At 69.6% G+C, this 24,767-nt stretch carries 17 protein-coding genes and 1 tRNA gene; 3 read left to right on the top strand and 15 right to left on the bottom strand.

Features of this window, described 5'->3' with window-relative positions:
* Positions 1-80: 80 nt before the first annotated feature.
* The 13 genes from RUR49_RS21035 to nanR all read right to left on the bottom strand — a co-directional run bounded on the left by RUR49_RS21035 (position 81) and on the right by nanR (position 18,715).
* A complete protein-coding gene (locus RUR49_RS21035) occupies positions 81-1,679 on the bottom strand; it encodes an alpha-amylase family glycosyl hydrolase (RefSeq protein WP_409148391.1) in 1,599 nt (532 codons plus the stop codon).
* Entirely contained in the window at positions 1,676-3,571 is a 1,896-nt protein-coding gene (treZ, locus tag RUR49_RS21030; protein ID WP_409148390.1) for a malto-oligosyltrehalose trehalohydrolase, read from the bottom strand. Before treZ ends, RUR49_RS21035 begins: the two co-directional genes overlap by 4 nt.
* Positions 3,572-3,673: 102 nt before the next feature.
* Entirely contained in the window at positions 3,674-6,328 is a 2,655-nt protein-coding gene (gene treY, locus RUR49_RS21025) for a malto-oligosyltrehalose synthase (protein WP_409148389.1), read from the bottom strand.
* On the bottom strand, positions 6,325-8,421 hold the full coding sequence (glgX, locus tag RUR49_RS21020; protein WP_409148388.1) for a glycogen debranching protein GlgX: 2,097 nt from the start codon (positions 8,419-8,421) through the stop codon (positions 6,325-6,327). The genes treY and glgX overlap by 4 nt, the downstream gene beginning before the upstream one ends.
* A gap of 347 nt (positions 8,422-8,768) precedes the next feature.
* On the bottom strand, positions 8,769-10,727 hold the full coding sequence (locus RUR49_RS21015; RefSeq protein ID WP_409148387.1) for a hypothetical protein: 1,959 nt from the start codon (positions 10,725-10,727) through the stop codon (positions 8,769-8,771).
* 11 nt (positions 10,728-10,738) lie between these two features.
* Entirely contained in the window at positions 10,739-11,839 is a 1,101-nt protein-coding gene (locus RUR49_RS21010; protein ID WP_409148386.1) for an ABC transporter ATP-binding protein, read from the bottom strand.
* 30 nt (positions 11,840-11,869) lie between these two features.
* Complete coding sequence (locus tag RUR49_RS21005; protein ID WP_409148385.1) at positions 11,870-12,727, bottom strand: carbohydrate ABC transporter permease; 858 nt, start codon at positions 12,725-12,727, stop codon at positions 11,870-11,872.
* On the bottom strand, positions 12,727-13,671 hold the full coding sequence (locus RUR49_RS21000; protein WP_409148384.1) for a carbohydrate ABC transporter permease: 945 nt from the start codon (positions 13,669-13,671) through the stop codon (positions 12,727-12,729). The genes RUR49_RS21005 and RUR49_RS21000 overlap by 1 nt, the downstream gene beginning before the upstream one ends.
* Before the next feature lie 127 nt (positions 13,672-13,798).
* On the bottom strand, positions 13,799-15,457 hold the full coding sequence (locus tag RUR49_RS20995) for an extracellular solute-binding protein (protein WP_409148383.1): 1,659 nt from the start codon (positions 15,455-15,457) through the stop codon (positions 13,799-13,801).
* Between the two features lie 201 nt (positions 15,458-15,658).
* The gene (locus RUR49_RS20990) at positions 15,659-16,708 is read right to left on the bottom strand and encodes an NAD(P)-dependent oxidoreductase (protein WP_409148382.1); all 1,050 of its coding nucleotides are present in this window, start codon (positions 16,706-16,708) and stop codon (positions 15,659-15,661) included.
* A complete protein-coding gene (locus RUR49_RS20985; RefSeq protein WP_409148381.1) occupies positions 16,705-17,643 on the bottom strand; it encodes an HpcH/HpaI aldolase family protein in 939 nt (312 codons plus the stop codon). Before RUR49_RS20985 ends, RUR49_RS20990 begins: the two co-directional genes overlap by 4 nt.
* A 59-nt stretch (positions 17,644-17,702) precedes the next feature.
* The gene (locus tag RUR49_RS20980) at positions 17,703-18,008 is read right to left on the bottom strand and encodes a putative quinol monooxygenase (RefSeq protein WP_409148380.1); all 306 of its coding nucleotides are present in this window, start codon (positions 18,006-18,008) and stop codon (positions 17,703-17,705) included.
* Entirely contained in the window at positions 18,005-18,715 is a 711-nt protein-coding gene (gene nanR / locus RUR49_RS20975) for a transcriptional regulator NanR (protein ID WP_409148379.1), read from the bottom strand. Before nanR ends, RUR49_RS20980 begins: the two co-directional genes overlap by 4 nt.
* 169 nt (positions 18,716-18,884) lie before the next feature.
* Here nanR and RUR49_RS20970 point away from each other — a divergent pair, with 169 nt between their 5' ends.
* On the top strand, positions 18,885-19,691 hold the full coding sequence (locus RUR49_RS20970; protein WP_409148378.1) for a glutathione S-transferase family protein: 807 nt from the start codon (positions 18,885-18,887) through the stop codon (positions 19,689-19,691).
* A 24-nt stretch (positions 19,692-19,715) separates the two neighbouring features.
* On the opposite strand, the gene RUR49_RS20965 is transcribed toward RUR49_RS20970, so the two are convergent.
* Both RUR49_RS20965 and RUR49_RS20960 read right to left on the bottom strand, forming a co-directional pair.
* On the bottom strand, positions 19,716-21,200 hold the full coding sequence (locus RUR49_RS20965; protein ID WP_409148377.1) for an amidase: 1,485 nt from the start codon (positions 21,198-21,200) through the stop codon (positions 19,716-19,718).
* A gap of 155 nt (positions 21,201-21,355) precedes the next feature.
* A complete protein-coding gene (locus tag RUR49_RS20960) occupies positions 21,356-23,449 on the bottom strand; it encodes a putative bifunctional diguanylate cyclase/phosphodiesterase (RefSeq protein ID WP_409148376.1) in 2,094 nt (697 codons plus the stop codon).
* 343 nt (positions 23,450-23,792) lie between these two features.
* Here RUR49_RS20960 and RUR49_RS20955 point away from each other — a divergent pair.
* A tRNA-Cys gene (locus tag RUR49_RS20955) sits at positions 23,793-23,866 on the top strand.
* Positions 23,867-24,176: 310 nt separating this feature from the next.
* Positions 24,177-24,470 carry a hypothetical protein gene (locus RUR49_RS20950; protein WP_409148375.1) on the top strand — a complete coding sequence of 98 codons (294 nt, stop codon included), beginning with the start codon at positions 24,177-24,179 and terminating at the stop codon, positions 24,468-24,470.
* Positions 24,471-24,767: the final 297 nt, after the last annotated feature.

Genomic DNA, 24,767 nt, shown 5'->3' with positions numbered 1-24,767 from the left:
CCATCGGGCCAATGAAAAAGGGCGGGAGGCCGATGGCCTCCCGCCCTTCTCGTTCGTGCCGTCGGCCGTGTCGGGGAGCGTCAGTCGAGGAGTTCGAGGACGAGGCCCTCGTCGGGGCCGAGCGTGAACGTTCCGGCGATCGTCTCGCCTTCACGCTGCGGCTCGGTGGCGATTGCGACCCGCGCCCGCACCGAGGTTTCCAGCCCCACGTCGGCCTCGGTCGGGCCGAGGTTGAGCGCCACCAGGAACCGCTCACCGCCGTGCTCGCGCTGATAGAGCAGGACGTCGCCATCCGCGGCGAGCGGATGGAAGCCGCCGACCGACAGCGCCGGGTGGCGCCGGCGGTGGTCGATCAGCCGCTTGTGCAACGCCAGCATCGAACCGGGATAGCCGGCCTGGCCGGCGACCGTCACGGCGGGATCGTCGGTGGCGATCGGCAGCCACGGGGTGCCGGTGGTGAAGCCGGCATTGGGCGACGTGTCCCACTGCATCGGCGTGCGGCAGCCGTCGCGGCCGAGGCCGAAGCCGGGGACGTTGCGCTCCACCGGGTCGCGGGACTCGACACCCGACAGGGTCGCCTGCGGCATGCCGATCTCGTCGCCGTAGTAGAGCGTCGGCGTGCCGCGCAGCGTTAGCAGTAGCATGGCGGCGACACGCGCCTGCCGGACGCCGACACGGCCGGCGATGCGCGGCTTGTCGTGGTTGCCGAGCACCCAGTTCGGCCAGCCACCGTGCGGCACCGCCGCCTCGTAGTCGCGGATCAGGCGGTCAAGCTCGCGGGCGTGCCAGGGCGCCTCGATCAGCGCGAAGTTGAACGGCAGGTGCGCGCCATCCAACTCCTCGCCGTAGTAGCGCACCAGCCGCTCGATCGGCAGGTAGAGCTCGCCGATCAGCACGCGCTCGTCGAACTCGTCGACGACCGCGCGCATCTCCCGCACGATGCTCTGCATGTCCGGCAGGTCGGTGGTGTAGATCGGCAGCAGTCGCTGCGTCGGCGACATGCCCTCGTGCCAGCCGGGGTTGGCCGGGTTGTCGCGGCGCGCGTCATCCTTCAGCAAATGCCACAGCACGTCGACCCGGAAGCCGCCAACGCCCTTGCCGAGCCAGAAGCGCATGACATCGTAGATCGCCGCGCGGACGTCTGGATTGCGCCAGTTGAGGTCCGGCTGCTCCGGCAGGAAGGCGTGGTAGTAGTACTGGTCGGTGGCCGCATCGAACGCCCACGCCGGCCCGCCGAACTCCGACAGCCAGTTGTTGGGCCGTCCGCCGTTCGGGGCGGGGTCGGACCACAGGTACCAGTCGCGCTTGGGGTTGTCCCGCGACGATCGTGCCTCCCTGAACCAGGCGTGCTGGTCGGAGGTGTGGTTCGGCACGAGGTCGAGGATGATGCGGATGCCGCGGCCCCTCGCATCCGCGAGCAGCGCCTCGAAATCCTCCATGGTGCCGAAGCGCGGATCAATCGCGCAGTAGTCGGCGACGTCGTAGCCGAAGTCCTTCATCGGCGAGACGAACATCGGCGACAGCCATATCGCGTCGACCCCGAGATCCTGCAGATAATCGAGGCGCTGGCGGATACCGACGAGATCGCCGATGCCGTTGCCGTCGCTGTCCTGAAAGGAGCGCGGGTAGATCTGGTAGATGAGGCCGCTCTGCCACCAGCGCGGGACGTCTTCGGTCATCGGCTCGATACTCCGGCAAACAGCAGGGTGGAGTTTCCGGGGAAGCGCCAGTCCGCCGAAAACGGTTCGGCCGGCGTGCCACCGCCGCCATAGGCGGGGTCCTCGCTCGACCAGAGAAGACGCCAGCCCGCGCGGTCGGGCGGGGCGAGCAGCGGCGTCGAGATCGGCACCGGCGCATCGACGCCGAGGTTGACGACGATCAGCCGGTCGTCCGCCGCGTCCTCGCCGAGGAGCCGGATGATCGCCAGGTCGCGCTCCGCGCTGGTGAGCAGCCCTGCCGCGCCCTGCAGGCGCAGCACCGGATCCTCGCGGCGCAGGCGCAGCAGTTCGCGGTGAAGGGCGACCCAGTGGGCGTTGCGGTCGCGGTCGCGCCAGTCGAGGACGCTGCGCCGGAAGGTCTCCTCGGCGACGGGGTCGTCGAGGTCGGCGCCGATCAGCGACGGGAACTGGGTCAGGAACTCGCGGCGGCCCTTGCGGGCCCCCTCGCCCACCGCCCCGGGATGATCCGCGAAGTAGAGGAACGGCGTGGAGGCGGCGAACTCCTGCCCCTGCCACAGCATCGGCGTCTGCGGGCCGAGCAGCATGACGGCGGTGAAGGCGCGCAGCCGGGCCGGCTGGGCGAGATCGGAGAGGCGCCGGCCGTCGCCGGAATTCGCGACCTGGTCGTGATTCTCGAGGAAGCTGACGAAGCGCATCGGCGGCGTGCGCAGGACGGGGGTGCCGCGCGGGTTCTTCTGCCACGACGAGCGCTGGCCCTGCATCAGGAAGCCGTAGGCCAGGCTGTCGGCGATCTCGCGGGCGCTGCCGTCATAATCGGAATAGTAGGCCTCCCGGCGCTCGGTGAGGGCGACGTGGGCTGCGTGATGGAAGTCGTCGTTCCACAGCGCGTCGAGGCCGCAGCCGCCCTGCGACATCGGGGCGAGCAGGCGGCTGTCCTGGGGCTCGTTCTCGGCGACGAGGATGATCGAGCGCTCGCCCGCCGCGGCCCGTGCCGCCGCCCCGATCTCCGCCACGATGTGCACGGGCGAGGTGTCGTGTATCTCCTGCGTCGCATCGAGCCGCAGGCCGTCGAAGTGGAACTCGCGGATCCAGTAGGCGGCGTTGTCGATGAAGAAGCGGCGGATCGGCGCCACGTCGCCCGCATCGAAGTTGAGGACGTCGCCCCAGTCGTTGCGGCGGTCGTTGAAGATCGACTTGCCGAACTGCGGCACATAATTGCCGTCGGGGCCGAGGTGGTTGTAGACGACGTCGAGGATGACCCCGAGGCCGAGGGCGTGGGCGCGGTCGACGAAACGGCGCAGGTCGTCAGGCTCGCCATAGAGCGCCACCGGCGCGTAGAGGCCGACGCCGTCGTAGCCCCAGCCGAAGCGGCCGGGGAAATCGTTCACCGGCATCATCTCGATCACGGTGACGCCGACGTCGACGAGGTCCGGCAGCCGCTCAGCCGCCGCCGCCCACGTCCCGGCCCCCGTGAAGGTTCCGATGTGGACCTCCATCAGCACCTGCCCCGGCAGCTCGATGCCGCGCCAGGTCGCATCGGTCCAGGCGAACGTCGTCGGATCGACCACGGCACTGAGGCCGTGAGGGCCGTCCGGTTGCGAGCGGGAGGCCGGATCGGGCAGCACCTGTTCGCCGTCGCCAAAGGCGAACCCGTAGCGGGCGCCGGCGGCGACGCCCGCGACCTCGCCGAAGTGGGTGCCGTCCGCATCCCGCCGGAGCGGGTGGCGCTGCCCATCGACCACCACCGAGACGGCGGCGTGGTCAGGAGCCCAGACACGGAAGCGGCATCCGGCTCCGGTCAGGTGGGCGCCGTAGGTCATCGGCGGGTCGCCGAACGTCGGGGAGCGCGCGGCGTCACGGGTGTCCTGTTCACAGGTGGCCTGGTGGTTCATGTCGGCTCCGGCAAGCACGGGGGAAGCGAAGGGTAGCAACCAAACCCGCGGGCCGGCCGATCGTTGCCCGCCACGCGGCGGGTGCCGTCGACGCCCCCGCCGTCAGGTGCGCAGGAGCACGGCGGCGGGTCGGCCGGGCGAGAGCAGCGCCGAGAGCGGCGAGTTGGGCCCGAGTACGATCGGGCGCGCGCTGACCACGTCCTGCCAGGTCCCGTGCAGGTCCTCCGGCAGAGCGAGCGCCGTCTCGGCGAGGAGCCCGTTCTCCGCCGCCCGGCCGCGCAGGGCCGCGACGGTGAGCACGGCGCCCGCCTCGTCGGTGCGTGCGAAGGCGAACACGTCGCCGCTCGCCGCCCCGTCGCGGGTCGCCTCCACCGGGACATAGGCGCCCCCCTCGAACAGCGAGGGGCGCTGGCGGCGGAGCGCACCGAGAGCGGCGATCGTCGACGTCTTGGAGAGCCCTTCCACGTCGTCGCGGACATCGTCGGGGGCGGCGTCGAAGTCGGCGGCGGACAGCCGAGCCCAGTCGATCGGCCGGCGGTTGTCCGGATCGACCAGCGACAGGTCGAAGCGCTCGGTGCCCTGGAAGAGGTCGGGGACGCCCGGCGCCGTCATCTGGATGACGGTCTGGGCGAGGCTGTTCGCGCGCCCGGCCCGCACCAGCGCCGGCAGGTAGGCTGTGAAGTCGGACCGGAAGGCCTCCGCCGCGGGATCGTCGACCAGCGCCGTGGCAAAGGCGACGGCCGCCTTCTCGTAGTCCTCGTTGGGGTCGATCCAGTCGCTGCGGCGCTTGGCTTCCCTGAGCGCCTTGACGACGAAGCCCGAGAGCCGCTCGCTGTCGATCGGCCAGGCGCCGGCGAGCGCCTGGAAGATGATCGACTGGTCGAGCCGGTCGGGCATCCGGCCATCGACACCGTCAGTGACGAACTTTGCCGTCATCTCCCGCCAACGCTCGACCGTCGAGAGCCACCTATCGGGCTCTTCCGTCAGCACGTCGAGGCGGGCGCGCACGTCGCCGCTGCGCTTGGTGTCGTGGGTCGACAGCGGCGTCAGCGCCCGCGGCCAGTCGCGCTGGCGGGCGGCGAAGTGGGCGTGTGCCTGGTCGGGCGACAGGGCGGGGGCGACGATTTCGCCACCCACCTCGTTCGCCGACGCCAGCGCGACGCTGCGGTAGAGCTCAGTGTCCTCGTAGCCCTTCGCCATCAGCGCGCCGGTGAACTGCTGGAAGCGCACGCGGAACGCCGTGGCCGCCTCGCCCTTGCCGATCGCGAGCAGCCGCGCCACCCGCTCGATCGCCTCCTCATGGTCCGGCGCCTCGCGGCAGGCCGCCTCCAGAGCGTCGTTCAGGAGGGCGAGGTCCGGTCCATCGGCGGGGTGGTCCCCGACGAGATAGCTGCGATAGACGGGGAAGGCGCAGGCCAGGGCGGCGACGGCTTCCTCGATGGCCGAGGCATCGTTTTCGCCCAGCGCATTGGCGGCCAGCGCCGAGAGGCGGAGCAGGTCCGGCCGGAAGGCACGGTCGAGCATCTCGCGCTTGGCGCCATAGACGCGGGCGGGGTCCGCGAGGTCCGGAACGTCCTCGCGCGCCGCCTGCACCAGCCGGTCGTAGCCGGCGCGATCGACGAACAGGCCGTTGATCCAGTTCAGCGTCTCGTAGCCGGTGGTGCCGTCGACCGGCCACGGCCGCAGGTCCTCCTCGCCGATGAGGATCTTCTCGACGTGCACCGTGGCCCGGTTTCCGACGGCACGCCGCAGGGTGGCGGCATAGGCGGCCGGGTCGGCGAGGCCGTCGATATGGTCGACGCGCAGGCCGTCGACGAGGCCGCTACGGACGAGGTCGATCGGCAAGGCATGCATCAGGTCGAACACCGCGGGGTCCTCGACGCGGACGCCGACGAGATCGTCGATCTCGAAGAAACGGCGGTAGCCGATCGCCTCGCTGCGCGAGCGCCAGTCGTCGACGCGCCAGTGCTGGTCATCGAGCATCGCCAGCAGGCGCGGTTGCTCCCTCTCGGCGAGAGCGGCGAGGCGGCGCTCGATGCGGCCGGCCGCGTCGGGCGCGGCGGCGAGCGCCACGCCGAGCCGGGCCCGGGTCATCTGGACCGTCGCCGCGTCCGCGGCGTTGCCGTCGAGGCTTCCCCACGCGCCGGCGGCGTCCCGCAGGTCGCCATCGTCGTCCCCGTCCGCCGCTTCCCCGATCAGAGTCGCGACGGTGCGCGGCCGCAGCGGCAGGCGCGTATCGTGATGGACGAGCAGCACGCGCCCCCGCGACGCGTCGAGCCGCAGGGTCAGGCTGCCCGTCGCGAGGCACGTAGCGAGGTCGGCCTCGAGCCGCGGCAGGTCGATCTGCGGCAACGACCAGTCGAAGTCGAAGACCGCGGCCGAGGGCGATGACGGCCCGAGCTCCAGGGTTTCCACCCACGCCGCATTGTCAGGGTGCGCCGCCATGTGGTTCGGCACGATGTCGAGGATCAGCCCCATGCCATGGGCATGCAGTCGCTCGACAAATCGCTCCAGCGCCTCGCGGCCGCCGAGGACCGGCGAAACCACCGTCGGGTCGATGACGTCATATCCGTGCGTCGAGCCCGGCCGCGCCTTGGCGATCGGCGACGCGTAGACGTGGCTGACGCCGAGGCGCTCGAGATGCGGCACGAGGTCGGCGGCGGCGTCGAAGCCGAGATCCTCACCGAACTGCAGGCGATAGGTCATCGTCAGCGGGCGATGGCCCGCCGACGCAGCGGCAGCGGCCGCCGCCGTCACGCCAGTTGCTCCCAGACCACCAGCGAGCGTCCGGCCAGCGTCACCGTCTCGCCGGAGGCTCGGTTCTCACCGTGCGCCTCGCGGTCGACGGTGGTGATGACGAGATGCCAGCGGGTGTCGCTGCCGGGCACGGTGAACTCGACGCCGTTGTGGGCGCCGTTCAGCATCACGAGCACCATCGGCTCGCGCACGTCCTTCGGCGACAGCCGCACGGACAGGCACTTCACGTGCGAGTTCTGCCACTCCTCCTCGCTCATGCGCTGACCACCGGCTGAGTACCAGGTGACGTCCGGCCGGCCGCGGTCGTCGCGGGAGCCGGTGAGGAATTCCGAGCGGTTGATCGCCGAGCGGCTTTGGCGGAAGTCGATCAGCTTGCGGACGAAGGCGATCAGATCCGGATCCGCGTCGTGCCAGTCGATCCAGCCGATCTCGTTGTCCTGGCAGTAGGCGTTGTTGTTGCCGCCCTGCGAGTTGCCGCATTCGTCGCCGGCGAGCAGCATCGGCACGCCCTGCGACAGCATCAGGGTGGCGAGATAGTTGCGCTTCTGCTGGTTGCGCAACGCGATGATGCCGGCGTCGTCAGTCTCACCCTCGGCGCCGCAGTTCCAACTGCGGTTGTCGTCGTGGCCGTCGCGCCCGTCCTCGCCGTTCGCCTCGTTGTGCTTCTCGTTGTAGGAGACGACGTCGGCGAGCGTGAAGCCGTCGTGGGCGGTGACGAAGTTGACACTCGACCACGGCCGCCGCCGGTTGTCGGCGAAGAGGTCGCTCGAGGCGGCGAAGCGGCGGGCGAAGTCCGGCATGGTGCCGTCGCGGCCGCTCCAGAAGTCGCGCACGACGTCGCGGTAGTCGCCGTTCCACTCCGAGAAGCCGGCGGGGAAGTTGCCGAGCTGGTAGCCGCCCGGGCCGACGTCCCACGGCTCGGCGATCAGTTTCAGGCGCCCCAGCAGCGGATCCTGCAGGATGGCGTGGAAGAAGGGATGGCCGGGATCGAACCCGTCCGGGCGTCGACCGAGGGTGGTGGCGAGGTCGAAGCGGAAACCGCCGATGCCGTATTCGCTCGCCCACAGGCGCAGGCTGTCCATCACCATCTGCAGGACGCGCGGGTGGTTGGTATCGAGCGAATTGCCGGTGCCGGTGAGGTCGTCGTAGTAGCGCGGCTGGTCGGGCATCAGCCGGTAGTAGGCGGTGTTGTCGAACCCGCGCCACGACAGCGTCGGCCCGAGGTGGTTGCCCTCGCAGGTGTGGTTGTAGACGACGTCGAGGATGACCTCGATGCCGGCCGTCGCCAGCCGCTCCACCGCCCCGACGATCTCGTCGCGCCCGCCCGGCCCGAGATAGCGCGGCTCCGGTGCGAAAAAGGACAGCGTGTTATAGCCCCAGTAGTTCGACAGGCCGCGCTCGAGCAGGTGGCGATCCTGCAGGAAGGCCTGCACCGGCAGGAGCTCGAGCGTCGTGATGCCGAGACGCTTGAGGTACTCGACCATCGGCGGGGCGCCGAGCGCAGCGAAGGTGCCGCGGATGTCCTCGGCGATCAGCGGATGGCGCATCGTCAGGCCGCGGACGTGCGCCTCGTAGACGATCGATTGCGACCAGGCGACCCGGCGCGGCGGCCGCCGGCGCTGCAGCGTGCCGTCGATGCGACCCTTCGGGATGAACCTCGAACTGTCGCGATCGTCCCGCGTCAGGTCGGCGTCCGGATCAGGCCCGACCGTGTAGCCGAACAGCGCGTCGTCCCAGGTGAGCGGACCAACGAGCTCGCGCGCGTACGGGTCGATCAGCAGCTTGGCCGGATTGAAGCGGTGGCCCGCCTCCGGCGCCCAGGGGCCGTGGACGCGGTAGCCGTAGGTCGTGCCGGCGCCGACGCCGGGGATGAAGCCGTGCCACGAGCCGTCGGTGCACTCCGGCAGGTCGTAGCGGGCCACCTCGGTCGCGCCGTCCTCGCTGTAGAGGCAGAGCTCGATGCGCTCGGCATGGTCGGAGAACACCGCGAAATTGGTACCACCCTCGATGGACGTCGCACCGAGCGGATAGGGCTCGCCCGGCTCGATGGTGGTGGCAGAGCCGGCGGTCGACGAAATCGGATCGGTGCGCATCGGTGTCCCCTCGGAGCCGGCGCTGCTGCAGCGCACACGGCGCATCGCAAACGCAGCCGGAGCCGCGGCGGTTCCGTGGGGTGGTGGGGGAGGTTTAGGCGGCTTGTGATGGTCGCGAGAAGAGCGCCGACCCAGCGCAAGATGCACAAGGCCACCCTCCCCTTGAGGGGGAGGGTCGGCGACCAAAGGTCGCCGGGGTGGGGTGGCGCCGCCGGGAGGCGGCGGGAAAAGCTGCGACATCGGCGAGGTTTGAGGGTCATGCGCGGGCTCCCGCCCGCGGGTCACCCCGCCCCGCCGCGCTCCGCGCGTCGACCCACCCCCTCAAGGGGCGGGTGTAGCTCGCCGGTTCAAACCGCCGGCAGACGCACCTTCGCGACCGCGTAGGCGTCGAGGGTCAGCGTGTCGCCGAGGGGCCCGGCAAGCGTGGCGAGTGCCGCCGGGTCACCGGTGGTGCGGGCGAGGCTGTCGGCGTCGAGCACGGCGGCCGTCGCGCCGGCGCCGGCAGACGCCAGGCGCACGGTCTGTGGCACGGCCGTCAGGTTGGCGAGAAGCAGCGTCTTGCCACCGTCGGCGTCGGCCACGGCAAGGACCGCCACTCGCCCTGCCCGTGACACCGTCGCCTCGAGCAGAGGCTTGCCCGACAGGCCGGCCAGCGCTGCAAGCGCGTGGAACACCGGATAGAGCGCATCGGCCGTGCCGTCGAAGCCCGGCTTCGGCGCCTCGCCCTTCCGGTGCAGCACGCCGAACGGTCCCGTCGGCGCGCTCATCGCCACCGCCTCGACACCGCCGCGGGCGCAGGCGGCGACGTAGGCGAGCGTCCAGGCGGCGTTGAACAGGCCGCGCTGGCGCGGGTCATTCTCGGCGAGGCAGACGCGCTCGTCGCGCGGGTTCGGCGTCGTCGCCTTGCCGTACGGGTTCTGCCGGCAGCCGATGGCCGACGGGCCGATGCGATAGGGCGTGTCGACGATGAAGGCCCGCGTCGAGGCGAGGATCGACGGCATCGCCTCCAGCGTCTCCATCACCGAGCGGTCGTCGGCGGCGTGGACGATCGGGCACGTCGTGTGGGTGACGTAGTCGAGCAGCCCCGCCGGCGGGCGCTTGCGGTTGAGCTCGGTGAAGTAGGACAGCATGCCGCCGCCGAGCGGCACGCCGGGGAAGGCCGCGCGGGCCGCAGCGGCGATCGCCTCAGCCGGGGCGACCGGAGGCCACGGCGTGCCCGGCAGGATCGAGCGCAGGTCCGCCGCCGGCGACACCGTCAGCCCGGCGAGCGGCAGCGCAGCCGACCGCACGGCCTCCGCCAGCGCCGCGAGCTCGGCGTTGGGATCGTCGCCGGCGATCACGGCCTCGAGGACGATCGCCGCACCGGTCTTCTCACCGAGGTCGCGATAGGCGGTGAGCACGTCGGCGCCGTTGCCGCGGGCATCGAAGGCGCAGACGAGGTGTCGCGGGCCAAGCGCCCGCACGAGCGGCGCAACCGCGAGCGCGTTCTCGGCTTCCGCCGCCGGCACGCCGAGGCCGATCGCCGGCATCGTGCCGCCGCTCTCGCCGCCGATCTCGACCACGAGTCCGTCCGAACCGGCGGCCGTGACGGCCGGCAGCGTGCCGGACACCGTCAGCGTCACGGACTGCCGGAGCGCCTCCCCGGCCTTCAGCACATAGGGCCACGGGCGGGCGAGCGGGCGGACGTATGTCTTGTAGGAGGCGTCGCTCCAGTTGCGCTGGTCCTCCATCTCGAAGGCGTCGCCTTCCATCCGGCAGGTCACCCAGACGCCGGGCAGCGCCTCGTGCGACAGCGCGCGGATGTCGAGAAAGGGCTGCACCGGGTCGATCAGCGCCGGAAACGTCGAGACCTCCGTGCTCCCGTCCGTGTGCTCGACCTTCACCGGCCGGCCGGATACGCCCTCGACGGGATGCAGCACGATGAAGCCGGTGCGGTTGGTCTCGACGTCCGTCACCGGCTCGGCGACGGCGGAGAAGGAAAGCGAGCCGTCGGGCGTGCCGACGATTGCCGCCGAATAGACAAGCTTGCGCTTCGCATCGGCGCAGGTGGCGCGGTAGTGGACGCGGAAACCGGTGTCGTCCTCCTCGATGGCGAGCCCGTCGATCGCCGGCGTGAACGTGCCCCAGTTCTCGTCGCGCACCAGGAAGGCGATGGCGCGGATCACCTCGACGCCGGCGATGCGTATCGTCCGCAGCGCGCCGTTCTCGAACTCGGCCGACAGCGGCCCCGCGTGCAGCGTGCGCGTCGGCGGGTCGGTCGTCTCGGTGCCGCAGAGGCGCACCGCGCGGCTCGTGTCCGGCTGCATCCTCGCCTCCCCTAGAGCGCCCGCTCGCTCGCCGCATCGAAGACGGCGGCACGGTTGAGGTTGATGTCGATCGCGACGTGCTCGCCCGGCCGGCTGACGTCGTGGGCCTGCAGCTCGGCCATCACGGGCTCGCCACCGAGCCGGAACGTCGCGTAGCTGCGCGAGCCGGTCGGCTGGATGAGCTCGATGGTGGCGTCGAGGCGGGCGACGCCCGGCGGCGGCGCCTCGCCCTGCGCCCGCGTCATGTGCTCGGGCCTGAGGCCGAGCAGCACGGGGCTGCCGTCGGCGGCGCCGTAGAGAATGCGGCCGACCGGCAGCGGCAGCGAGGTCGCCCCGTCGGCGAGCACCACGCGGTCCCCCTCCCCGCCCCGCGCCAGCCGCCCGGGCAGGAAGCCCATCTTCGGCGAGCCGAGGAAGCCCGCGACGAAGCGCGTCGCCGGCCGCTCGAACAAGTCGAGCGGCGAGCCCTGCTGCTCGATGACCCCGTCACGCATCAGCACGATCCGGTCGGCGAGCGTCATCGCCTCGATCTGGTCGTGGGTGACGTAGATCATCGTCGTGCCGATCTCCTGGTGGAGCCGCTTGATCTCGCCGCGCATCTCGTCGCGCAGCTGCGCGTCGAGGTTGGAGAGGGGCTCGTCGAACAGGAAGATCTGCGGGTCGCGGACGATCGCCCGGCCGATGGCGACGCGCTGGCGCTGTCCGCCCGAGAGCTGCCGCGGCAGGCGCTGCAACAGCGGCACGATGCCGAGCATCTTCGCCGCCGCGGCGACGCGCGTGTCGATCTCGGCCTTCGGCAGCTTGCGGGCCTTGAGGCCGAAGCCGATGTTCTTCTCGACGCTCATGTGCGGGTAGAGCGCGTAGTCCTGGAACACCATCGCCACGTCGCGGTCGCGCGGGCGCATGTCGTTGACGACCTCGCCGCCGATCCAGATCTCGCCCTCGCTGATGTCTTCCAGCCCGGCGATGGTGCGCAGCAACGTGCTCTTGCCGCAGCCGGACGGGCCGACGAGCACGGTGAACTCGCCGTCGGCGATGTCGAGGTCAATGCCGCGGACGGCATGGAAGCCGCCATAGCGCTTGTGCAGACCGACGATACGAACGGGGGCCATCGGCGGCGTCTTCCTCCCTGTGGGTTGCGGTCAGCCGCGCACGGCGCCGAGGGTCAGCCCGCGCACGAGGTGGCGCTGCGCCAGCACGCCGAGTGCGATCGACGGCCCGAGCGAGACGATGGCGAGCGCCGCCGCCTCGCCGTACTGGGCGCCCTGGAAGCCGATGAAGGCGCGGAACACCGTCGGCAGCGTGAAGGCATCGCGGCTCGTGAGCAGCAGCGCGAAGAAGAACTCGGTCCAGCAGGCGATGAAGGCGAACACAGCGGCGGCGACGATGCCGGGGGCGGCGAGCGGCACCGCCACCTTCCAGAACGCCTGCCAGCGCGTGCAGCCGTCGACGAGTGCCGCATCCTCCATCGACCGCGGCATCTGCCGAAAGTAGGCGAACATCATCCACACCGTCACCGGCAGGGTGAACACCGTATAGGCGAGGATCAGGCCGATGTGGGTGTCGTAGATGCCGATGTTGCGGTAGATCAGGAAGATCGGCAGAACGATGGCGATCGGCGGCAGGAAGCGCTGCGACAGCACCCAGAACGACAGATGCGGCCCGCCGGTGTTGAAGCGCGCCAGGCTGTAGGCCATCAGCGTGCCGAGCAGGGCCGACAGAGCCGTCGCCGCTGAAGAGACGATCAGGCTGTTGATGAGACCCTGCAGGCCCCGGTAGGTGAACAGCGCCGCCGTGTAGTGGATGATCGTCGGTTCGTCCGGGAACCACACCGGCGGGATCGCCAGGTAATCGTCGCTCGGCTTGATCGACGTGTTGAACATCCAGTAGATCGGCCACAGCACGAAGATCAGGAAGAAGCCGAGCAAGAGGACGCGGGCGATCGTCGCGGTCGGGAACCGCCGGCGGCGGCGCGGGCGGGGGGCAGCCGCGACCGCCATCACGCCACCTCCGCCTTGAGCAGGCGGCGGACGAGGAAGGTCACCACCGCCGCGGTGAAGATCAGGAACAGCCAGCTTCCGGCCGTTGCCTGCGACAGGTGAAACTGCGTGAAGCCCACCGTGTAGAGATAGTAGGACGCCGTATAGGTCTGCGTCCCCGGCCCGCCGCCCGTCATGATGAAGATGGTGTCGAACAAGCGGATCGCGTCGAGCAGGCGGAAGGTGATGGCGAGCAGGATCATCGGGGCGAGGTGCGGCAGCGTGATCGCCGTGAACGCCTGCCAGCCGTCGACGCCGTCGAGCTCGGCCGCCTCGTAGAGGTTGGGCGGGATCGAGGTCAGCCCGGCGAGCAGGATGACGAACATGAACGGCGTCCACTGCCAGACGTCGGCGATGATCAGCGAGATGTAGATCCATGGCCGCTCGGTCAGCCAGCTGATCGTCACCTCCTGGCCGAGGAGCTGCGTCAGGATGTAGTTGGTCGGGCCGAACGGGCGCTGCAGCAGCAGCGTCCACGCCTGCCCGACGATCACCGGGCTGATGAACAAGGGCACGATCAGGATCGACATGACGAGGCCGCGGCCGCGGAAGCTCTTCACCATCGCCATGGCGATGGCGAGCCCGAGCAGGAACTCGATCGCCACGCACGAGAACGACAGCGCCGCCGTCAGCACCAGCGACCAGCGTGCGACGGGATCGAAGACGACGCGCTCGAAGTTCTTCAGCCCGACGAAGGCGTGGCCGGGGACCTGGAAGTCGTAGTTGATGAACGAGACGACGAGCGAGAACAGCAGCGGATAGATCGACAGCGCCAGGATCAGCACCACCGCCGGCGCGACGAGGAGCCACTTGAAGTGCCGGTCGCACCACGCCGAGAAGCCCGCGGTGCGGGGCCGCGGGTGGCGAAGCGGCATCTGGCGGAAAGTGGTGAGCGTCTCTGCCATCTCGTTCCCGGGTCGAAACCGGCGGGTCGCCGGTCAAGGTCGACCGCCGCGCGCGGGCCGGAGCCCACGCGCGGCGCGTGACGGTGCGGCGCCGCCGGACACCCGACGGCGCCGCTGCCTCCCCCCGTCAGTCGATAACGACGGCCTGGCCGAGTTTCTCCACCGTGTTGTCGGCGGTGGAGCCGGGCAGCTTCAGGAACTCGACATAAAACGCCTTCTGGCTGTCGACGCCGAGCCGCTCGGTGGTGGCGTCCCATTCCGCCGCTGCCGTCTCCAGCGACTGCTGCGGGTCGGCGCCCGCCCACACCGCCGTCGCCATGCGATCGAGGCTCAGGAAGTAGTCCTGTGCGCCGGGCATGATCGGATCGAGCAGGCCGACGTTCGCCGAGTTGTTCAGCGTCCGCAGGTAGTCCTTCGCGCCCGGGAAGAGATCGGCATAGAGCTCCGACTTGAAGTGCGAAAGGCGGTAGGGATCGCGCAGCGCGTAGGGCAGCATGACGCGGGCAAGCGACACCGGCGGCGACGTCACCCACTGCATGAACAGGTAGGCGGCGACGGGGTTGGCGCTGTCGGCCGACAGCGCCTTGCTGAAGCCGGTGGCGTGCTCCGGATTGCCCGGCACCACGGCATATCCAACCTTGCCGGCGATCTGCGACTGCGGAATGAAGTTGATCGCCGTCGCCGTCTGCGAGTAGTTCGCGGCCATGCGCCCCGACGGCGGCCACGAGTAGATCATCGCCACCTTGCCGGTGAGGAAGGCGGCCCACAGCGACACCGCGTCGAGCTCGTTGTTGCCGGGTATCGAGGCGTTGTTCGCCGCGATCATGTTCTGCAGCGTCTTGACGCCGGCGGGCGAGGCCAGCTGCGCCTTCATGTTGTCGTCGAAGAGCTGGCCGCCGTTGGCGCGGAACTGCTGCAGGAAGTCGAACTGGTTGCCCGGGCTGCCCGCCTTGCGGAAGTGGCCGGCACCGTAGACGTTCGGCGCCATCTGGTCGGTGATGAACTGCGCCACCTGGGCGTAGTCCTCCCACGTCTTCGGCACCTCGAGTTTCTTGTCGAACTTCGCCTCGTAGGCCGCCATCAGCTTCGGGTCTTCGAAGATGTCCTTGCGGTAGTAGAGGGCGAACATGTCACCGTCGTCGAAGAAGCCCCAGATCTTGCCCTTGTAGGTCGGCAGGGCGCGGTAGAGCGGATGGTAGTCCTCGAGGTCGGCCGGGTTCATGTACTCCTTGATGTAGTCGTCGAGCGGGGCGATGACGCCGCCGTCGGCGAGCGAAGGGGTCCAGGCCGGAGAGATGTCGAGGACGTCGAAGGCGCCGGAGCCGGCGATGTGCTCGGCCACCGCCTTCGAGTACTGGTCCGGGTTGGAGAGCTCGACGACATTCGACTTGATGCCGGTGAGCTGCTCCCACATCGGCCCGGAGAAGTTGCGCGGGTCGAGCGCCTGCAGTCCGGCCTCATAGGTCATCGAGAGCGTGACGCCGGAATACTGCTTCGCTGCCTGCACCGCGCGGTAGGCGGAGCCGTCGGTCGGCCCCTCGGTGGAGGCGGCGAGCGCCAGCGCCTGCGCCTTGCCGAGCGGCGTCGACGGGTCGGCGAGCTCGAGATTGGCCTGGGCGAGCGCCCAGTCGGTCATCGCGCCGAGCATCGGGCCGCCGAGGGCGAGCATGCCCGTCATCTGGCCGAAGCGGGTGATGAAGGTGCGCCGCGTCGGTTCCCCGCGCAGCAGAGCATCGACCTCCTGTGCGAGGCCGGCTTCGAAGTCACGCCTTTCGCGATCGTTCATGGTCCTCACTCCTCCCTAAAGGGCCGCACGGTCGGACGGCGCGGACGGGTCTGTCCGGGCGTTCTCGCCGGCGGTCTCCGGTGGCTCGCGGCGCGGGCGCCCCGGCGAGCCGTCACTTTGCCGAATTGGGGACCGCCGCCCGGCGGTCCGGTCTCGAGGCACTCCCTTGCTGACGGGGCGGTTACCCTCCGCCCTCTCGATCTAGTCGCCGAAACGGCCGTGGAAGTCGGCGAGCCGCCGCTTCCACGTCGCGGTCTCGAGCACCGCCCGGTTGACGACGCCGCGCGGCACGCGGCCGTGCTGTACCTCGAGCACCGCCTTGACGTCGGCGGCGCCGTTGCCGGCGAAGCACTGGTCGGTCCAGCACAGCGCGTGCGGCGCGAGGATGACGTTGTCGAGCTTCAGGATCGGGTCGTCCGCGTCCGGCGGCTCCTGCTCGAGCACGTCGAGCCCGGCGCCGGCGATGCGGCGCTCGGCCAGGACCTTTGTCAGCGCCTTCTGGTCGACGATCGGTCCGCGCGCGGTGTTGATGAGGTAGGCCGTCGGCTTCATCAGCGCGAGCCGCTCGGCGTTGACGAGGTGGTGCGTCTCCGGCGTCAGCGGGCAGCTCACCGACAGCACGTCGGACTGCCGGAACACCTCCTCGAGGCTGACGAGCTCGATGCCGAGTTCGGCCGCCACCGCCTTGTCGGCGAAGGGGTCGTGGGCGATGAAGCGCATGTCGAGCGGCTTGGCGATCCGGAAGAACTCGGCGCCGATGTTGCCGATGCCGACCGAGCCCAGCGTGCGGCCGACGAGGCCGACGCCCATGTGGTCGGAGCGCTGGGCAAAGCCCGTCGGCCCTTCCCGCGTCAGCCGGTCCTTCACCATCATCTTGCCGGTGAGCGCCAGCATCAGCGCCAGGATCGAGACCGCCACCGGCCGCCGCACACCGTCCGGCGTGATGACCAGCGCGATGCCGGCGTCCGTGCAGGCCGGCACGTCGACGGTGTCGTAGCCGACGCCGAAGCGGGCGATGACGGCGAGCCGGCCGCTCTTCGGCACGCTCTCGCGGCCGAAGCGATGGGTGAGCAGGATGAGGGCGTCGAAGTCCTCCAGTTGCTCGGCCCTGAGTGGGTTCGCCACGTCCAGGAACGCGACCTCGACATTCGGCGCGGCCCTGAGCGGCGCGAGGTCGAAGTCCGGGTAGGTCGGCGAGCCGTCCGGCTTCTTGAAGTCGCCGGAGAGCGCGACGCGGAACGGTCCGCTCATGGGCGCGCCTTCCGCGTGGCCGGGGCCTTGGACGGGGCTTTGGCGGGCGCCTTGACGGCCGGCTTCGCGGAAGGCTTGACGGAGGCCTTCGCCGGGGCTTTCGCGCTCGCCTTCGTGGCGGCTGCCTTGTGCGCCGCTGCACTACCCTTCGTGCCTTCCCGCAGCTTGCCGATCGCCTCGGCCAGTGCGTTGTGCAGCACCCAGACGTCGCCCGAATAGCAGATGAAGTCGAAGCCGACGTCGTAGAGCTCGATGCCGACCTCGACCGTCGGCACCAGCCGGCCCATCGCCTTGCCGTGCTTGCGGGCGGCCTTCACCGTCTTGTCGATCGCCGCCTTGAACTCCGGATGCTCGAACTCGCCGGGGATGCCGAGGCCGACCGACAGGTCGAAGTGGCCGACCCAAAGGCAATCGACGCCGTCGACCGCCGCGATTTCCTCGCAGTTCTTCACGCCGTCAGCCGTCTCGATCTGGCAGAACAGCGTGGTGCGGGCGTTGGTGGCGGTGAACTTGTCGGCGACCGCGCCGGGCCGGTAACGGTCGTGTGCCACCTGCAGGGCGACGCCGCGGCCACCCTGCGGGTGATACTTCATCGAGTGGACGATCTGGCGGGCCTCCTCGGCGGAGCCCACCATCGGCACCATCAGCCCCTCGGCGCCCATGTCCATGGCGCGGGCGATGTGGTGGTACTCCTTCGACGGCACCCGCACGATCACCGGCACCTGCGCCGCCTCGAAATAGCGGATGGCGCTCTTAACCGTCTCGAAGCCGAAGCCGGAGTGCTCGAGGTCGAACAGCACGAAGTCGCAGCCGGCCGACTTCAGGATGTGGCCGATCCCCGGCGTCGCGAACTCGACGATGAAGTGCCCGAACTTCGGCGCCCGTGTGCCGGCCATCGCCTTCAGGCCCGGACCCACCGAACTCTCGCCCGCCATGCATTCTCTCCCTGTCGTCGTCCGCCCGGGCTCTTCGGCCGGGTCGAAGGTGTCTCGATCTATGCGCCGCCCTCGCAGACGAGGGCGCATTCGGTGACGGCCTTGGCCGCGACCAGCGCCGCGCTGGCGGCGTCGAAGCGGGCGAAGTGGCCGGTGCGCGTGTGCGCCTCGAAGGCGGCCCGGTCGTCGTAGATCTCGTAGAGCAGCACCCGGTCGGGCTCGCCGGCCGGCTCCAGCACGTCGAAGCGCCGGCAGCCGGGCTCGGTGCGGCAGGATTCGCGGGCGTTCTCGTCGATCAGGCGGCGGAAGGCCGCGCGCTCGCCCGGCACCACCTGGAAGTCGACGAGGATGACGTAGCCGCTCATCGCCGCTTCTCCACCACCGCGTTGTAGCGCCGGGTGACGTAGTCGAGGTGGGCGCGCATCGCCGCCTCCGCCCGGTCGGCGTCATGCGCCGCCACCGCCTCGAAGATCGCCCGGTGCGCCTCGTAGGCGACCTTGTCCTCGCCGGGCGCGAGCGTCGTCTGGCGCTGTTCGAGCAGCCACTCGGCGAGAGCGGCGTGGATCGCCGTGAACATCGGATTGCGGGGGATCACCGCCAGCACGAAGTGGAAGTCGACGTCGGTGCGCTCGAAGCGCTTGAGGTCGCCGAGCGAGGCGCGGTTTTCGTCGAGCGCCGCCCGGAAGCGGGCGAGATCGTCCGCCGTGGCGTGCTCGGCGGCGTGGCGGGCGAGGCCGACCTCGAAGAAGACGCGCAGGCTCTGGAAGTTCTGCACGCCACCCGGCGCCGCCAGCATGTGGCGGGCGGTGACGGCGAGCGCGTCGACGACGAAGGCCGGCGTCGGCAGCGTCACGATCGCCCGGGTGCCGGACCGGATGTCGATCAGCCCCATCTTCTGCAGGTGGAACAGCGCCTCGCGGATCGCCGGGCGGCCGACGGCGAACGTCTCCATCAGCGTCCGCTGCGAGGGCAGAGCGTCGCCGGCGGCGTAGTGCCCCTCGGCGATCATCCGCTCCAGCCGGGCGGCGACCTCCTCATAGAGCTTGCGCTGGCGAACCGCCGTGTCGAGCATTGGTATACCTGTCATACCAGTTGAGCGGACGCTACGCCCGGGCCGGTCGCTCGTAAAGAGAGATTCGGTGCTGCAGTCGCGAAGGCGACGACGGCCGATCGCGGCCAGAAACTGGACCCGATCGACCGGTCGGCGTATGACGATCTGACAATATGATGGGAGGCGCCCGATGCTCGAGCTCTACAACTTCGCGCAGTCCACCTGCAGCCTGAAGGTCCGCCTCGCCATGCACGAGAAGGGCATCGAGTGGGTGGACCGGGTGCTCGTCTCCAAGAACCAGGACCACCTTTCGGACTGGTACCTGAAGCTCAACCCGAACGGCGTCGTGCCGACGCTCATCCACAACGGCACGCCGGTGATCGAGTCCTCGGTGATCGTGCAGTACCTGGACGAGATCTATCCGCCCGTGTCGCTGACGCCGCCGACGCCGCTCGCCCGGGCCGAGATGCGCGCCTTCCTTGCCTTCGTCGATGCGGTGCCGACGCCGGCGGTGCGCTACCCGTCGTTCCAGTATGGCGGCCTGATCCGCAAGTTCCTGGCGATGACGGACGCCGAGTTCGCCGAGAGCGTCGCGCTCCGGCCGCTGAAGGGCGAGTTCTACAAGCGCATGGGCCGCACCGGCTTCCCGCGCGAGGACATCGACAAGGCGCTCGCCGACATCGTCAAGACCGCCGGCCGCATGGACCTTCTGCTCGAGAAGAACGGCGGGCCCTTCCTGATGGGTGAGCAGCTGACGCTCGCCGACCTCGCGGTGGCGCCGCTGATCGACCGCATGGAGGACCTCGGCTTCGCCTACCTGTGGGAAGGCCGGTATCCGCGCGTGGCGCAATGGCTCGCCGATCTGCAGGCCCGCCCGGCCTACGCCCAGGCCTACTATCCCGGCAGCCGCCTCTCCGACCAGTTCCCCGACCTCGGCCTCGGCCGCGGCACCGACGCGCGCGAGCGTCAGCCGGAACTCGCCGCCGCGGCGGAGTAGCGCCGCGGCCGAGTAGCCCCCGCCTTACAGCGGCGGGCGCAGGTGCTCCCACGGCCGCGCCGCCTCGAAGGCGGCGGCGGCCTGCAGCACGCCGAGATCGTCGAAGCGGCGGCCGACGATCTGCAGCCCCACCGGCCGCCCGTCCGCCGTCAGCCCGCACGGCACCGAGGCCGCCGGCGCGCCGGTGAAGTTGAACGGGTAGGAGAACTCCGCCCACTCCATCCAGTCCCAGCGATGCTGCGCCCAGCCGTCGGGCGCCAGTTGCCCGACCGGGAACGTCGCCACCGAGGCGGTGGGCGTGACGAGGAAATCCCAGTCGCCGAACCAGCGGCCGATCTCGGAACACCACGCGTACTTGCGCTCACGCTGCAGCTGATAGTCCGCAGCGGTCACCGCCATGCCGTCCTCGATGCAGGCAACGAGGTGGGGGTCCATGCGGTCGCGGAACTCCGGCAGGAAGCGCGCGAAGCCCGAGAAGTGCGCCTTCCAGAAGAAGCGGGCGAGATCGATACCGCCGGTGCCCCACGGCGTCCCCGGCTCCTCGACGATGGCGCCGGCCTCGGAAAAGGCCGAAAGCCCCGCCCGCACCAGCGCCGCGACCTCCGGATCGACGCGGACGTGGCCGAGATCGGGGCTGAAGGCGATGCGCTTGCCGGCGATGCCCTCGCCGAGGCGGCCGAGATAATCGGCCGGGGCCGAGTCGAGGCAGGTGTGGTCCTCAGGGTGCGGGCCGGACATGACGGACAGCATCATCGCGACGTCCCGCACCGTGCGCGCCATCGGGCCGCCGTGCGAGGCAAGGTCGTGCAGCCCGACCGGCACCATCGGAATGCGCCCGTAGCTCGGCTTCAGTCCGGCGAGCCCGCAGAAGTGCGCCGGCACGCGGATCGAACCCGCCGCGTCGGTGCCCTGGTGCAGCGGCCCGCAACCGGCGGCGGCGGCGGCCGCAGCACCGGCCGACGAGCCGCCGGGCGTGAAACCGTGCTTCCAGGGATTGTGGGTGTCGCCGGTGAGCGGGCTGCGGCCGAGCGCGATCCAGCCGCATTCCGGCGTCGTCGTCTTGCCGACGACGATGGCGCCGGCCGCCTTCAGGCGCTGCACGAATGGAGCGTCCCGGGAGGCGATCTCGCCGGCGAAGATGTGCGAGCCGCGCGCCGCCGGCAGGCCGGTGATGCCGGCGAGATCCTTGATCGTCACCGTGACGCCGTGCAGCGGCCCGACCCGCTCGCCAGCGCTGACCACCACCTCCGCCCGCTTCGCCTCCGCCCGCGCCGTATCGGCGGTGACGACTGCGAAGGCGTTGATCGTGGGCTCCACCGCCTCGATGCGGGCGAGGACCGCCTCAACGCTCTCCACCGGCGAAACCGCACCGGTGCGGATCAGCGGGGCCAGCCGGTGCGCCGGCATGTGAGCGAGGTCGTCCGTGTGCGCGCTTGCCGGCGGTGCTGCCTCACGCCCCTTCGCCACGCTTCGAGCCGAACCCGTCGCGTCGTCGCCCGCCTTGGTCATCTCGGCTGTCCTCTCAGCAGAACCCGTCCCCCTTGCTACAGGGTCGCCCGCCCTCCCGCACTATCGCCGCAGCCGTCTTCCGGACGCCGGCGGCCCGTGCGACGACGCGCCGCCGCCGGTGCGGCCGGCCCAGGCTCGAGCTTCGGCGCAGGCTCTCAAGACTGCGGTTGGGGAAAGCTGCTGATGACAAGTCTCGAGATGTCCTCGGGCGGCTGCGGCGTGCTGAAGAGGAAGCCCTGCCCTTCCCTGCAGCCGCGCCGACGGAGGAAATCGAGCTGGAACTTCGTCTCGATCCCCTCGGCGATGACGGCGATCTTCAGACTGTTCGCCATCGCTATGATGGCGGTGACGATGATCCCGTCGCCGCTCGTCGGCGTCAGGCAGCGCACGAATGACTGATCGATCTTGATGATGTCGACCGGAAATCTGTTGAGGTAACTCAAGCTAGAATACCCGATACCGAAGTCGTCGACCGCGATCCGGATTCCCATTTCCTTGATCTCGTATAGGATCTTGGCACTCTCCTCCACGTCGTTCATCAGCACGCTCTCGGTGATCTCGAGTTGCAGGGCCGCGGGATCGAACGCGCTCTCTTCCAGGACGGAACGGATGTCGGCGACGAAGTTCTTCTGGCGGAATTCGAGCGCCGAGATGTTCACGGCGACCGTCCCGACTTTCAGCCCCTCCGCCTCCCACCGCTTGCCTTGTGCGCAGGCCTCGCGGAGAACCCAGTGGCCGATCGGCAGGATCAGCCCCGTTTCCTCGGCGACGGGAATGAACAGACCGGGAGACTGCATCCCCAGACCCGGACTGTTCCAGCGCAGCAGCGCCTCGACCCCGACCACCGTGCAGTCGAACAAGTTCACATTGGGCTGATACAGGACGACGAATTCGTCTCGATCCAGCGCCAGCTCGAGAGCATCGCTGATGCGCTTTCGCTCGATATCCTTCGCCATGATCTCACGGCTGTAAAATTGATACGTGTTCCTGTGATTGATCTTTGCCTTGTACATCGCAGCATCGGCGCAATGGAGTAGTATGTTCGGCTTTTCGCCATCCTCAGGATAGACGCTGATACCAATGCTCCCAGTAATCTGAAGTTTTCGGTCCTTGACGAATATGGGCTGCTTCAGTTCCTGAAGCATCCGCTCCGCCAGGATGCCCGCCTGCGCCGGCCCTTCGATCTCGGAAAGCAGAACGACGAACTCGTCGCCGCCATGGCGGCTCACCGTGTCCGTGCGACCGATACATCCTTCAAGTCGCTTGGCGACGGCCTGCAGGACCAGGTCGCCGCCCGCATGCCCGATCGAATCGTTGACCTCCTTGAACCGATCGAGATCGAGGAAGAGAATCGCCACCTGCCCGGCGTGTCGCTCGGCGAGCGCGATGGCCTGCAGGAGGCGATCGTTCAGAAGCGACCGATTGGGAAGGTCCGTCAGGTAGTCGTGCTGCGCCAGGTGCGCCATCTTCAGCGACATCGCCCGGGCGACCGTCACATCGTGAAAGACGAGTACGGCTCCGCAGATCTTGTCGTCGTAGTCGTGGATCGGCGAGGCAGAGTCCTCGATGGTCACCTCCTGGCCGTCGCGCCGCACGAGGACGGTGCCCGCCACCATCCCCATCGGCTTGTCCTCCTGGAGGACGAGCGCGACCGGATTGCGAATAGGCCGCCTGGTTCCCCCGTCGAGGATCCTCATCACCTGATCGATCTGTTGGCCATGCGCCTCCGCCCGCGACCAGCCGGTGATGCTCTCGGCCGCTACGTTCAGGTATTCGACGTTCCCCGCCATATCCGTCCCGATGACGGCGTCGCTGATCGAGTTGAGCATGATCTCGGCGCGCGCCTTCTCCAGGAACATCGCAGCCTCGACGGCCTTTCTCTTGATGACGTTGCGCAACATCTGCGCCGTCAGCGAACTCTGGAAGTCCCTCTTGAAGAAGAAGCCCTGGGCGCCGTTCTGCACGGCGAGGTCGGCGAGACCGACCTCCTCGTCTCGGCAGATCACGACGATGGGCGTGTGCGGCGCCGCCGAGAACAGGCGGTCGAACGCCTCGATGCCCTGGCAACCCGGCATGTGGAGATCGGCCACGACGACATCCGGATCACCGGAGCCGAGAGACGTGATCGCGGCAGACAGGTTGCCCGAGGTTTCGACCGAGAACGGGTCGGCTTTCTGATCTGCAAGAAGCTCGCGCAGGGAGCGGGACGTTTCCGCATCGGCCGAGACGATCAAGACGCGGTTTGGCATGGTCGGCCATTGCCTCGCAGCCGCTGGATTGGGTCATCCAAATGGCGCGGAAAGCGGCTCTGCCAGCAGATGTTGCCCTGAAACATAATTCCACTACAGGCTGCGGGCAAGTCGCCTCTCTGGCAACACCGAGGCGACCGCAAACAACGTAGCCTGGATCTTATTCAGTAAAGTGGATCGCCCGGTCACATCCATCGCAGGACTTCGACGGCGCGGGCTGCCGCGGCGGTCCGCGCCGCCTCCCTGGCCGACACCTACGCCGTTGCGAACCTCCGAACGCCATGCGCCCGATGCGATGCCCCCTTGTCTGCGTGTCTGGCCTGCCGTAATCATCCGCCCCGTTGGCGACGTGGCGGAATGGTTACGCAGCGGACTGCAAATCCGTGTATGCCGGTTCGATTCCGGCCGTCGCCTCCAAGCGCTGCGCCACGCACCACCTCGCGCCATCCTCTCCCGTCCCGAGGCCGCCGTGCGCAATCGCCGCGCCCCGCGCCGGGAGCTTGCGTCGGACTTGCGCGTTTCATCTCCGGCTTCCGAGCGGGCTTGCGTGGCGCCTCCTTCGGACACATCATCCCGTCATACCAACGATGGCCGTAGCGGCTCCGATCCGCTTGGCCGTCGCCGATCCCGCCCGACAGCCTGCCAGCGCGCATCTTTCCCCTTTCGACAGACCCCACGTCCGGGCCGGCCATTGCCGGCGCCACCGGGGTGCGGCCAGGAGTTCGCCATGCGCCGACCGTCCGCCCACCCCGCCGCCGCCATGTTCGAGGCCTTCGAGTTCGCCTTCCAGGTGCAGTCGGTCATGGCCCTGCGGCTCTTGCGCATCTCCGCCGGTGGCAGCGAGGCCGCGGTGGAGACGCAGCGCATGATCTCCGAGAAAGCCGAGGCGGTCTGGCGCTCACAGGTCGCAGCTGGCCTCGCCATCGCCAGCGGGCGTGGCAGCGAGGCAGTGGCCGCCGCCGCCTTCCGCCCCTACCGGCGCGCCGTGAAGGCCAACCACCGCCGCCTCACCTCCGGCTGATTCGGGCGGCCGTCGTCCTGCCCCCAGCATCTTCTGACGATCCATCGTCTGGAACGACGAACGGGGGCGGGCGAGCCGTGCTCACGCCACCCCCGTTCGGAAGAGTGCGGCCGGCTGCAGGCTTGCGCCGCGCCAGGCCGGGCCGAAGACGCCTTGGGAGAGGCGTCGATAGCCGATTCCCATCAAACCATAGAATTCCCCGATCACAACCATTTTGATCGTCAAATCGGAGTGATTTTATGCGGCCCGAGGGTGCGGAACGCGTGACCGCCCGCGGCGTTGATGGGAGCGCGGCGC

It is taken from the genome of Pseudoxanthobacter sp. M-2 (assembly GCF_046156265.1).
Taxonomy (GTDB): Bacteria; Pseudomonadota; Alphaproteobacteria; order Rhizobiales; family Segnochrobactraceae; genus CAMDHY01.
The sequence above is the reverse complement of the archived record's forward strand: the minus strand, read 5'-3'. Positions and strand labels throughout refer to the sequence as shown.